Source organism: Streptococcus sp. C300, assembly GCF_000187645.1.
GTDB classification, from domain to species: Bacteria; Bacillota; Bacilli; order Lactobacillales; family Streptococcaceae; genus Streptococcus; species Streptococcus oralis_CQ.
This window is the reverse complement of record NZ_GL732468.1, coordinates 123,795-135,679: the sequence shown is the minus strand read 5'-3', so window position 1 is coordinate 135,679 and position 11,885 is coordinate 123,795. Positions and strand designations below refer to the sequence as shown.

Annotated in this window: 10 protein-coding genes and 1 pseudogene; 10 read left to right on the top strand and 1 reads right to left on the bottom strand. The window is 41.1% G+C overall.

What is annotated here, in order from left to right; genetic code table 11:
• Nucleotides 1–396 precede the first annotated feature (396 nt).
• The 5 genes and pseudogenes from iga to HMPREF0849_RS06970 all read left to right on the top strand — a co-directional run.
• Nucleotides 397–2,982 (top strand): annotated as a pseudogene (gene iga, locus HMPREF0849_RS06990) (immunoglobulin A1 protease); the annotation flags it as partial.
• Nucleotides 2,983–3,133: 151 nt separating this feature from the next.
• Nucleotides 3,134–3,514 carry a hypothetical protein gene (locus HMPREF0849_RS06985; RefSeq protein ID WP_000439021.1) on the top strand — a complete coding sequence of 127 codons (381 nt, stop codon included), beginning with the start codon at nt 3,134–3,136 and terminating at the stop codon, nt 3,512–3,514.
• Nucleotides 3,515–3,649: 135 nt separating this feature from the next.
• A complete protein-coding gene (locus HMPREF0849_RS06980) occupies nt 3,650–3,853 on the top strand; it encodes a hypothetical protein (protein ID WP_008281298.1) in 204 nt (67 codons plus the stop codon).
• A gap of 23 nt (nt 3,854–3,876) precedes the next feature.
• Entirely contained in the window at nt 3,877–4,131 is a 255-nt protein-coding gene (locus tag HMPREF0849_RS06975; protein ID WP_009013681.1) for a hypothetical protein, read from the top strand.
• A 163-nt stretch (nt 4,132–4,294) separates the two neighbouring features.
• Nucleotides 4,295–4,987, top strand: coding sequence for a phosphoglycerate mutase (locus HMPREF0849_RS06970; protein WP_000240130.1), 693 nt, complete (start codon nt 4,295–4,297; stop codon nt 4,985–4,987).
• A 125-nt stretch (nt 4,988–5,112) separates the two neighbouring features.
• Here the strand turns inward: HMPREF0849_RS06970 and HMPREF0849_RS06965 are convergent, their stop codons facing one another.
• Complete coding sequence (locus HMPREF0849_RS06965) at nt 5,113–5,685, bottom strand: TetR/AcrR family transcriptional regulator (RefSeq protein ID WP_000250301.1); 573 nt, start codon at nt 5,683–5,685, stop codon at nt 5,113–5,115.
• A 140-nt stretch (nt 5,686–5,825) separates the two neighbouring features.
• On the opposite strand from HMPREF0849_RS06965, the gene HMPREF0849_RS06960 reads away from it, so the two are divergent.
• The 5 genes from HMPREF0849_RS06960 (at nt 5,826) to HMPREF0849_RS06940 (ending at nt 11,880) form a co-directional block, all read left to right on the top strand.
• On the top strand, nt 5,826–6,527 hold the full coding sequence (locus HMPREF0849_RS06960; protein ID WP_000323378.1) for an ABC transporter ATP-binding protein: 702 nt from the start codon (nt 5,826–5,828) through the stop codon (nt 6,525–6,527).
• A 1-nt stretch (nt 6,528) separates the two neighbouring features.
• Nucleotides 6,529–9,228, top strand: coding sequence for an FtsX-like permease family protein (locus tag HMPREF0849_RS06955; protein WP_000754606.1), 2,700 nt, complete (start codon nt 6,529–6,531; stop codon nt 9,226–9,228).
• 144 nt (nt 9,229–9,372) lie between these two features.
• Nucleotides 9,373–9,642 carry a 30S ribosomal protein S15 gene (gene rpsO / locus HMPREF0849_RS06950; protein WP_001018251.1) on the top strand — a complete coding sequence of 90 codons (270 nt, stop codon included), beginning with the start codon at nt 9,373–9,375 and terminating at the stop codon, nt 9,640–9,642.
• A 434-nt stretch (nt 9,643–10,076) separates the two neighbouring features.
• Complete coding sequence (locus HMPREF0849_RS06945; RefSeq protein WP_000949329.1) at nt 10,077–11,123, top strand: FecCD family ABC transporter permease; 1,047 nt, start codon at nt 10,077–10,079, stop codon at nt 11,121–11,123.
• A 1-nt stretch (nt 11,124) separates the two neighbouring features.
• Nucleotides 11,125–11,880 carry an ABC transporter ATP-binding protein gene (locus tag HMPREF0849_RS06940; RefSeq protein ID WP_000364129.1) on the top strand — a complete coding sequence of 252 codons (756 nt, stop codon included), beginning with the start codon at nt 11,125–11,127 and terminating at the stop codon, nt 11,878–11,880.
• The last annotated feature ends 5 nt before the right edge of the window (nt 11,881–11,885 follow it).

Genomic DNA, 11,885 nt, shown 5'->3' with positions numbered 1-11,885 from the left:
CAGGTCTAGTAGATCAGGATAGCACAAATCCAAGATAGCTATGCTGAAGGCGATATTAACAATGCCAAGCACTTTGGTAGAGTCGCGGGAGTAGCAGGCTATTTGTGGGATCGAAAAACTAATGAGGAACAGCATGCTGGAAGATTGACCAATGTTCTCAGTGATGTCAATGTAACCAACGGAAATGCCATTACCGGTTACCACTATAATGGAATGAGGGTGAAGGACACATTCAGCAGCAAGGCCAACAGAGTCTACAATGTCACCTTAGTCAAGGATGAGGTCGTCAGCAAGGAATCCTTTGAAGAAAGAGGAACAATGCTAGATGCTTCCCAGATTGAAAGCAAGAAAGCAGCCATCAATCCTCTCACTCTACCAACAGTGGAGCCCCTCTCAACAAGTGGCAAAAAAGACAGTGACTTTTCTAAGGTGGCCCATTATCAAGCTAAGCGAGCTTTGGCTTATAAGAACATTGAAAAATTGTTACCTTTCTACAATAAGGCAACCATCGTCAAATATGGAAATCTAGTAAAAGAAAGCAGTAGCTTATATCAAAAAGAACTCTTGTCAGCAGTTATGATGAAGGATAACCAAGTCATCACAGACATTGTTTCAAACAAACAGACTGCAAACAAACTCTTGCTTCACTACAAGGACCATTCATCTGAGAAAATCGATCTCAAGTACCAGGCTGATTTTGCCAAATTAGCAGAATATAGTCTAGGCAATACGGGTCTTCTCTATACGCCAAACCAATTCTTGTATGACCAAAGCTCTATCATCAAGCAAGTCTTACCTGACTTACAAAATGTTGATTACCACTCAGAAGGAATTAGAAAGACACTTGGTATTTCTCCAAACGTCAAGCAGACTGAGCTCTATCTAGAAGACCAGTTCGCCAAAACAAAACAACATCTGGAAGACAGTTTGAAGAAACTCTTGTCAGCAGATGCCGGACTGGCTGGTGACAACCCAGTTACCATAGGCTATCTTGTAGATAAAATCAAGCGCAACAAAGAAGCCTTGCTACTTGGTTTGACATATCTGGAGCGTTGGTACAACTTCAGCTATGGTCAGGTGAATATTAAAGACTTGGTCTTGTACCACCTGGACTTCTTTGGTAAGGGAAATGCTTCACCACTAGATACTCTGATCGAGTTGGGTAAATCTGGCTTTAACAACCTTCTAGCTAAGAACAACGTTGATACTTATTCTATTAGTCTAGCTAGCCATCATGGAACGACAGATTTATTTAGCACTCTAGAACATTACCGAAAAGTCTTTTTACCAAATACAAGTAACAATGACTGGTTTAAATCAGAGACTAAGGCTTACATTGTCGAAGAAAAATCCACTATCGAAGAGGTGAAAGCGAAGCAAGGACTTGCTGGCACCAAGTATTCTATCGGTGTTTATGATCGCATCACGAGTGCCACATGGAAATACCGCAATATGGTTTTGCCTCTCCTAACCTTGCCAGAGAAATCAGTATTTGTCATCTCGACCATGTCTAGTCTAGGATTTGGAGCCTATGATCGCTACCGAAATAGTGACCATAAAGCGGGCAAGGCTCTCAATGACTTTGTTGAAGAAAATGCGCGTGAAACAGCCAAACGCCAGCGAGATCACTACGATTATTGGTATCGCATTTTAGATGAACAATCACGTGAAAAATTCTATCGTACGATTCTCCTTTATGATGCCTATAAGTTTGGGGATGACACAACATCTGGAAAAGCTACAGTGGAGGCTAAGTTTGATAGTTCCAATCCTGCCATGAAGAACTTCTTTGGACCAGTTGGCAATAAGGTAGTACACAACCAGCATGGAGCTTACGCTACAGGGGATGGCGTCTACTATATGTCTTACCGTATGCTGGACAAGGATGGAGCCATTACATATACCCATGAGATGACCCATGATTCGGATCAGGATATTTACCTTGGCGGCTATGGTCGAAGAAGTGGCTTGGGACCAGAGTTCTTTGCAAAAGGCTTATTGCAAGCCCCTGACCAACCAAGTGACGCAACCATTACCATTAACTCCATCTTGAAACACTCAAAATCAGATAGTACAGAGGACTCCCGTCTGCAAGTCTTGGATCCGACAGAGAGATTCCAAAACGCTACAGATCTTCAGAACTATGTTCACAATATGTTTGACCTTATCTACATGCTGGAATATCTCGAAGGGCAATCAATCGTTAACAAACTAAATGTTTACCAGAAAATGGCGGCTCTCAGAAAGATTGAGAACAAGTATGTGAAAGATCCAGCAGATGGAAATGAGGTTTACGCCACTAACGTAGTCAAAGAATTGACAGAAGCAGAGGCTCGAAACCTGAATAGTTTTGATAGTTTGATTGACCACAACATCTTATCAGCTCGTGAGTACCAATCTGGCGACTATGAACGAAATGGCTACTATACCATTAAACTCTTTGCCCCAATCTTTTCAGCTCTCAGCAGTGAGAAAGGCACGCCAGGGGACCTTATGGGACGTCGGATCGCTTACGAACTTTTGGCTGCCAAAGGCTTTAAGGATGGAATGGTACCTTATATCTCCAACCAATACGAAGAAATTGCCAAACAAAAAGGTAAAACTATCAATCTCTATGGTAAAGAACGAGGATTGGTGACCGATAAACTTGTATTGGACAAGGTATTTGAAGGCAAGTATGCATCTTGGGCAGATTTCAAGAAAGCCATGTATAAAGAACGTGTGGATCAGTTTAAAAACTTGAAACAAGTGACCTTTAAAGATCCGACAAAACCATGGCCAAGCTATGGGACCAAGACCATCAATCAAGTGAGTGAATTGCAAGCCCTCATGGATCAAGCTGTTCTCAAGGATGCTGTAAGTCCTCGTTGGAGCAACTATAATCCAGAGTATGATAGTGCCGTTCATAAGTTGAAGAGAGCAATCTTTAAAGCTTATCTTGACCAAACAAACGACTTCAGAACCTCTATTTTTAAGAAATAAGGGTTGGAAAATGAAAAGGGAGGATCGACAGATCTTCTCTTTTTATGTTCGGATGTCTGAAAGCAGGTAGGCGATTTGTTTGTGACGGAGAAGGTCTTTTGTTTCTGGAGCAAATATGGTAGAATGATAGCTACGAGAGAAGGAGGTTTTTATGGAGAGAGATAGATTGGTTCGACTCAATTGGAGACTGGGCATGGTGGCAGGCATAACCTTGCTTTTGGGACCTGTCCTACGATTTTTGCTATCCTATACTGGTGCCATCATCTATAAAGATCCTTCAAAGGTGCTGGTCGTCACGGTAACCTTTTCCTTGCTCCTGACATTTTTTAAGATTTTGATGATTGCATTAGGGACCTTTATGTTAATCTATTTCGAAGAAGATCAACAACTTCGAAAGCTACCTTCTATTTTATTTATCATTGGTGGCGTGCTGGGCTTTCTTTCAGCGACCGAGTGGATAGGAGGATTTCTAATCATTAAAGGCGCTGTTTCTTTTTCTAAATTTTTGAAAGAAGTCCGTGGCCTTGTCTGATAGTCTAGTGAAACAATCCGTTTGAGGGTTGTTTTTTTATTTAAAGAATTATCTGGCAAAAGAATATGTTAGCAAAATGCTTTTTTATAAGAAAACATGATGTAATACAACTTGAAAAAATAAAAAGAGAATATTATGAAACAATCTTTCATTACATCGTATTTAACATTCTATTTAAAAGCTTCCATTACTTTAGAGGGAGTCTTTATAAAAACTTCTAACCCTACTATTTTAAAAGTTATTCCACTGGGTTCTCAAAATAAAACAATTCCTGTTGATCATGTTGCAAGTGTAGATAGTTCATTTCGTCTTGATTTCAAAACATTTGCTTGGGTATAATTTTCGCTCTTATTGGCCTTTCAATGATGCAAAATTCATTTATTGGGGGATTGATATTAGCGGCTTATGGTGTATTAACAGTGCTAAGTGCTTTTCAAACTCTACTAGTTTTGCATCTTGCTTCTGGTGGAACACATGTTGTCAGTGTGGTAGTATTTGAAAAAGCTAATCTTGAAAATTGCAAAGAAACAATTGAAGGTCTAATTCATAATCGTTACAATGATACTAATGTAACTAAGAATACTGATCGTTTAATTGATGCTTTAAATAACAAATAATTGCAATCGTTTCTTGATTGAATATCGCGAATTAATAATATCTAGATGAGAGGACACCGTTCTCTCTTTTTAGTTGATTTTAACTAGCTTTTTTGTGAAAAATTGTGTAAAATAGAATAGATAAACGAGGGAAACCTCGAAAAATAAAAGGAGAATCCATCTAATGGTAAAATTGGTTTTTGCTCGCCACGGTGAGTCTGAATGGAACAAAGCTAACCTTTTCACTGGTTGGGCTGATGTTGATTTGTCTGAAAAAGGTACACAACAAGCGATTGACGCTGGTAAATTGATCAAAGAAGCTGGTATCGAATTTGACCAAGCTTACACTTCAGTATTGAAACGTGCAATCAAAACAACAAACTTGGCTCTTGAAGCTTCTGACCAATTGTGGGTTCCAGTTGAAAAATCATGGCGTTTGAACGAACGTCACTACGGTGGTTTGACTGGTAAAAACAAAGCTGAAGCTGCGGAACAATTTGGTGATGAGCAAGTTCACATCTGGCGTCGTTCATACGATGTATTGCCTCCAAACATGGATCGTGATGATGAGCATTCAGCACACACTGACCGTCGTTACGCTTCACTTGACGACTCAGTTATCCCAGATGCTGAAAACTTGAAAGTGACTTTGGAACGTGCCCTTCCATTCTGGGAAGACAAAATCGCTCCAGCACTTAAAGATGGTAAAAACGTATTCGTAGGAGCTCACGGTAACTCAATCCGTGCCCTTGTAAAACACATCAAACGCTTGTCAGACGACGAAATCATGGACGTGGAAATCCCTAACTTCCCACCATTGGTATTCGAATTCGACGAAAAATTGAATGTAGTTTCTGAATACTACCTTGGAAAATAATCTATAAACAGAAAGCCTAGGAATTCCTAGGCTTTTTTGTATCTAAGTTTAAAAAAAGGCAATTTAGCTAATTGAAAAAGTATAAAATGAGAGGATATAGCTTATGAAATAGTAAGTTGTATGAATTAATCTTCTTTTGATTCGTAGCTCCAGTGTTCGTAGTTATAGGTTGATAAGATTATATCCGTGATTTCTTCCGGTTCTTCTTGAGCTCCCCCAGCAATCCAAAGAGAAATAATTCCTTCAATACTTGATAAGAAGATTTCCAAAGCGTATTTGTGAGGAATTTGGAAGTTTTCAGATAAGAAATGACGAGTCTTTTCTTTTTGATTTTCAGTTAGAATAATGCTACTTAGAAATTCACGAATTGCACCACGAAAGTCTATGTAATGACTTTGGGACAAGGCGTTAATAAGGCGTTCGTTCGAACGTAATATATAGAAGTTGGCTAACATAAACTTTCTAGGCGATTCTCTTTCTTTTTCTAAAAAAATGTAGAGCTGGGAAATAATTTCACTTTTAAAACTGTCAATCATTTGATATTTGTCTTCATAGTGTAGATAGAAAGTTCCCCTATTAATCCCTGCGCGTTTACAGAGTTTACTAATTGATATATTTTCAAATTTCTCCTCTGATAGCAACTGAATCAAAGCTTCCTTGATGTCTTCCTTAGTAGTAGTTTTTCGTTTCTGAACCATTTCTCTTCCTTTTTCTTAAATCAACACTTTGTTGATTTTTGATTATTGCTTTTTGACTTAGCCCATTATATAATATTTGTGATTTAGAATCAACACCTTGTTGATTTAAGGAAACGAGCTTTGAAAAGGAGATAAACGATATGGCTTATATTGAAATGAAACACAGCTACAAGCGTTATCAGGTTGGGGATACGGAGATTGTGGCTAATCATGATGTGAATTTTGAAATTGAAAAGGGGGAGCTGGTTATTATCCTTGGTGCTTCAGGTGCTGGAAAATCAACCGTTCTCAATCTCCTAGGAGGTATGGATACCAATGATGAGGGGGAGATTTGGATCGATGGTGCCAATATTGCCAACTATAGTTCGCACCAGAGAACAAACTATCGTCGTGAAGATGTAGGTTTTGTTTTTCAGTTTTATAATCTAGTTTCCAATCTGACAGCCAAGGAAAATGTGGAACTGGCTTCAGAAATCGTGACAGATGCCTTAGAACCTGAGCAGGTCTTGACAGATGTAGGTTTGGCTCATCGCCTCAATAATTTTCCAGCCCAGCTTTCTGGAGGGGAGCAACAGCGAGTCTCCATTGCACGCGCTGTAGCCAAAAATCCTAAAATTCTCCTCTGTGATGAACCGACTGGTGCCTTGGATTACCAGACGGGGAAGCAAGTCTTGAAGATTCTCCAAGACATGTCTCGTCGAAAAGGAGCGACGGTGATTATCGTGACCCACAATGGTGCGCTAGCTCCTATTGCAGATCGCGTGATTCATATGCGCGATGCTACAGTTAAGAGCATGACGATCAATGAGCATCCGCAGGATATCGATACATTGGAGTATTAGCATGAAAAAAACATATCGAAAAGACCTATTTCAGTCAGTGACGACTTCAAAGGGACGCTTTGTTTCTATCTTGACCTTGATGATGCTGGGTTCTTTAGCCCTAGTAGGTCTTAAAGTAGCCAGTCCAAACATGGAACGCACGGCAGGGGATTATCTCCGTAAAGCCAATACCCTGGATCTGGCCGTAATAGCTGATTATGGCTTGGACAAAGAAGACCAAGACGAACTAAAGACCCTTCAAGGAGCAAGTGTTGAGTTTGGCTATATGGTAGACCTAACCGTTGAAAATGGTGAGGAAGCAGTTCGACTTTATTCCAAACCAGAGAGCATTTCAACCTTCCAAGTGACAGAAGGGCGACTGCCAGAGACAAATGAGGAAATTGCCCTAGCCGACTTCTGGAAAGACCGCTATCAGATTGGGCAGACCATTACCTTTACTAAGAAAGAAGAAAAGTCCATCGTAAAATCCCAAACTTTTACAATTACTGGATTTGTTGAGTCGGGTGAGATTCTTTCTAAAGAAGATTTAGGAAGTGCTAGTAGTGGAAATGGCAACCTGACTGGCTATGGAGTAATTTTACCCAGTCAGTTTGACTCAGATGTTTATAGTATTGCGCGTGTGCGCTATGACGATTTAAAAAATCTGGATACTTTTTCATCAGACTATAAGACCAAACGAGCCCAACATCAGGAAGAGTTGCAAGACTTACTTGCTGATAATGGTCAAAAAAGATTGGCAAGTATCAAATCAAATGGGCAAAAGAGCTTGGAAGAGGGCAAAGAACAGCTCCAAACTGCTGAAAGCAACCTTGAAAATGGCAAGAGTCAGTTAGAGCAGGCCGAAAGTCGCTTGAAAACGCAAGAAGAACAAGCGACCGCTTTACCAGAACCGCAAAAGAGTCAAATCGAGGGACAGCTGACAAAAGCTAAGGAAGAACTGGCGACAAAAAAAGAAAAACTGGCTCAGACAGAGAGTGATCTAACTAAGGAAAAAGAGAAGCTTGAACAGCGTCAGAAAGAGCTTGATGAACTGGCAGAGCCGAAATACCACGTATACAATCGCCAAACCATGCCAGGTGGTCAAGGCTACCTCATGTACAGCAATGCATCATCAAGCATTCGTTCAGTCGGAAATATCTTCCCAGTGGTGCTATATATGGTCGCTGCAATGGTGACCTTTACAACGATGACTCGCTTTGTAGATGAAGAACGCACCAATGCAGGTATTTTCAAGGCCTTGGGTTACCGCAACCGAGATATTGTTGCCAAGTTTGTCCTCTATGGTTTTCTTGCAGGAACTGTGGGAACCATTATAGGAACACTTCTTGGACATTATCTTCTTGCAGGGGTGATTTCAGATGTTATAACAGCTGGGATGGTTGTTGGAAAAAGTCACGAGTATTTCTATTGGTCTTATAGTATCCTTGCCCTAGCCTTGAGTTGGGTATCTAGTGTTTTGCCGGCTTATCTGGTGGCGCGAAGGGAGTTGCACGATGAAGCAGCCCAACTCTTACTTCCCAAACCTCCCGTTAAGGGATCAAAGATTTTGCTGGAACGACTGAGCTTTATTTGGAGTCGTTTGAGTTTTACTCATAAGGTTACGGCAAGAAATATCTTTCGTTATAAGCAACGGATGCTGATGACCATTTTTGGAGTTGTAGGTTCAGTTGCTCTCTTATTTGCTGGTCTTGGTATTCAGTCATCTGTGGGAGGAGTTTCCGAACGCCAATTTGAACAAATCCAGCAATACCAGATGATTGTAGCAGAAAAGAGCAGTGCAACGGAGCAAGAAAAAGCAGATCTGGAAAGTGCCTTGCAAGCTGAATCGATCCACGCTTATCAAAAGATTTACTCTAAATCCATTGAAAAAGATTTCAAAGGAAAAGCAGGACTTCAAACCATCACCATGATGGTTACTAGTGGAGAAGACTTCAATCCCTTTATCACATTAGAGGAAAATGGGCGAGAGTTGCAGGTCACTAATGGAGCGGTCGTGAGTCAAAAATTAGCCCAATTAGCAAGTGTTACGGTTGGAGACAAGCTGGAGCTTGACGGGAAGGAAATCAAGGTTGCGGCTATTTCTGAAAACTATGTTGGACACTTTGTTTATCTAAACCGTGCGACTTACGAACAAGTCTATGGAACCAGTCCGCAAGACAATACCTACCTAGTAAAATTAAAAGACCCAACACCTTCCAATACGGAGAAAGAAGCGGCTACTTTCATGGGAAAAGCTGCTGTTTCTGGGGTCGTCCAAAATGCAACGGCTATCCATCTCTTTGAATCTGTAGCCAATTCTCTCAATAAAACCATGGCAATCCTTGTCCTTGTTTCCGTCTTACTAGCCATTGTCATTCTTTACAATCTCACCAATATCAATGTGGAAGAACGTATCCGCGAACTTTCCACTATCAAGGTTCTCGGTTTCCACAATAAAGAAGTGACCCTCTATATCTACCGCGAGACCATAGTGCTATCCCTTGTGGGGATTGTTCTCGGTTTGGTAGCAGGCTACTATTTACATCAATTTTTGATACAAATGATTTCACCTGCCACCATACTCTTTTATCCTCAGGTCAGCTGGGAAGTCTATGCGCTTCCAATCGTCGCAGTGACGGTGATTTTGACTTTACTAGGTCTCTTTGTCAATCACCACTTGAGAAAGGTGGATATGCTTGAAGCCCTGAAATCAGTAGAGTAATTCAAGGTTTTAAACAGTAAATCAGTTGACAAAGTCTCTGCTTCTTGGTAGAATAAGAATTGTCGTAAAGACAAATAACTTCTTCTTGGTTACAGGCATGCCAACCTGTCACTCGGATGAAGCCAAATAAAAAGGAGAAACATCATGGCAATCTCAAAAGAGAAAAAAAATGAAATCATCGCACAATATGCACGTCACGAAGGTGATACAGGTTCAGTAGAGGTTCAAGTTGCTGTCCTTACTTGGGAAATCAACCACCTTAACGAACACATCAAACAACACAAAAAAGACCACGCTACTTACCGTGGATTGATGAAGAAAATCGGTCGCCGTCGTAACTTGCTTGCATACTTGCGTAAAAACGACGTTAACCGTTACCGTGAGTTAATCAACTCTCTTGGACTTCGTCGCTAATCTTGCGTCTAAAACGTTTCTATACTTCGTTGGCTTCAGCTCGATGTACCATTAGTACAATCTTCGCCTCGTCGCCTAGTCTATAAACGTTTTATCCAGCAAGACTTGAGCTCTCTGATATTCAGAGAGCTTTTTTACTTTTGTCACCCTACCTCGATATACTAAAGTATTATCTTCGGTTACGGTTTCTAGCACTGTAAGGTAAAATAAACCAAATCATCTCCCTTCGGGGAGATTTTTTATTTTCACTAGTTTTATAGTACAATCTTCGGCTTGTCGCCTAGTCTATAAACGTTTTAGCCCGAGCTCAAATCAGCTCTCTGACTTCAGATGGCTTTTTCTATATATATTTACATCCTTGTTCATCTAATAGAAATATGGTATACTTTTCATGAGAATTTTCTAAATTTTTAATTTTGTTTAAGGAGGTTTTCATGCTTTCCAAATTTTCTGGAAGCCGACGGGACCTGCAATTTGTGTTACTTTTAGGTATTTTGCTAGCTACTTTAGGGATTTCCCTCTTTCTAGCAGTTTCAATGGGATCCGTTGCGATTGCTCTAGGAGATACCTATCGGATTATTTTGAGTAGGTTGGGGTTTCCGCTTGAGATAGGAGAGGTTTCTAAGTCCACTCTTGCCATTGTATGGAATATGAGATTCCCCCGAGTATTACTCGGTCTGATAGTAGGGGCTGGTCTTTCCATGTGTGGCAGTGTGATGCAGTCCACAGTGAACAATCCCATTGCTGAGCCCTATGTCTTAGGAATCTCTGCGGGTGCGACTTTGGGTGCAACCTTGAGCATTATTCTTGGTTTAAAAGTGGTGATTAGCCTTGGAGCTTTTCTTGGAGCTATTTTGGCAACAATTGCTGTCCTCATCATTGCCTCTATGCAGGGAAGGATGACGACTTCTAGTCTGATCTTATCAGGAACGGTGGTCAATGCTCTCTTTCTGGCTTTTTCCAACTTTATCATCTCTGTTGGCGCTAATGCAGACAGTGTGATGACCATTAAGTTTTGGACCATGGGTTCGCTTGCTGGAACTACTTGGTCTGACTTAGTCCTGCCAACTATAGTAGTAGGATTGGCCCTTCTATTTTTCTCTACCCAGTATCGTGTTTTTAATGCGATGATGATGGGAGATGAGGCTGCTTTAACTTTGGGAATTCCCTTACGCTTCTATTGGTATCTTTATGTGACCATGGTGGCTGTGCTGACAGCAGTCTTAGTGGCAACCTGTGGGATTATTGGATTTGTTGGTCTCATTACTCCTCACTTAGCTCGAGGGTTAGTAGGAACGAATTACAGGAGACTTTTTCCCGTTGCGACCTTACTGGGTGCCCTCTTTGTCGTCTGGGCAGATGTACTTTCTCGTGTCATTATTCCAAATGCTGAGCTTCCAATTGGTATTTTCACAGCCTTAGTAGGTGCTCCCTTCTTTATCTACATTGTTGGAGGTAGGCGAAGGGAGGTGAGGGCCTGATATGGACTTGATTTGTCAGGATGTCCACTTTGGACTAGGAGAGAAAAAAATCCTCAAAGGAGTTTCTCTTAAGGTTGAGGGGTATCAATTTCACACGATACTAGGGCCAAATGGAAGTGGAAAAACCAGCCTGCTTAAACTCCTCTATCGTCAGGAAAAGGCGGACAAAGGCTTGATAAGCCTAGATGGAAAGCCGCTGGAGCATTGGTCACTCAAAGAAACAGCTAAGCAAATGGCGGTCGTCACCCAGTTCAATCAATTGCAGTTTGATTGTACAGTTGAGGAAATCGTCTTGCTGGGAAGAACGCCTCACCTCTCTTTTTTACAGAAAGAAAAGGAAAGGGATTATGCCCTCGTTCAAGATGCTCTCGTCAAGGTGGATATGCTTGAGAAGAAAACTCGTCTCTATTCGTCTCTTTCAGGTGGGGAGAAACAGCGAGTCTTATTAGCACGCGCCTTGGCGCAAGAACCGACTCTCTTGCTCCTGGACGAACCAACCAATCATCTAGATATCAAGTATCAGCTAGACTTGTTGGCCATTGTCAAGGATCTCAAGATCAATGTTCTAGCTGTCCTGCATGATATTCAACTTGCTTGTCGCTATTCGGATTATCTCTATCTGATGAAGGAGGGGGAAATCCTTTACCAAGGTACTCCAAAGGAGACCATCACCCCTGAGTCATTGCAAACTGTATATGGAGTTCAAAGTCAGGTTACTTGGACCGAGGATCAGCAAGCTATGATTCACTATTTATAAAAATG